Consider the following 500-nt stretch of genomic DNA (forward strand, 5'->3'; position numbering starts at 1 on the left):
CTGGAGTTAAAATATTTGCAACAGGCGGTATAGGTGGTGTTCATAGAAATGCTGAAGTAACTATGGATATATCTGCTGATTTAGAAGAATTAGCACAAACTAATGTCGCTGTAATTTGTGCCGGAGCAAAATCAATACTTGATTTACCTTTAACTTTAGAATACTTAGAAACAAAAGGAGTACCTGTATTAGGGTATAAAACTAAAGAATTACCTGCATTATACACTATTAAAAGTGGCTACAACTTAGATTATGCTATAGAAACTCCAGAAGAATTTGCTAAATTATTAACAACTAAATGGGATCTGTGGTTAAATGGCGGAGTTGTAATAGCAAATCCAATCCCAGAAGAATATGCAATGGATTTTGATACTATAACTAATGCAATAAATGAAGCTTTAGAAGAAGCTGAAAAATCAGGAATAAAAGGTAAAGATTCTACTCCATTCTTATTAGATAAAGTAAAGAAAATTACTGCAGGTAAATCATTAAATGCTAAT

General features: G+C 31.4%; 1 protein-coding gene. It reads left to right on the forward strand.

Going from position 1 to position 500, the window contains the following annotated elements:
- Positions 1-500 (forward strand): pseudouridine-5'-phosphate glycosidase (locus AYC60_RS02375; RefSeq protein WP_197416932.1); only part of this gene is annotated, 500 nt, incomplete at both ends.

The sequence above is a fragment of the Streptobacillus felis genome, from assembly GCF_001559775.1.
Classification (GTDB): Bacteria; Fusobacteriota; Fusobacteriia; order Fusobacteriales; family Leptotrichiaceae; genus Streptobacillus; species Streptobacillus felis.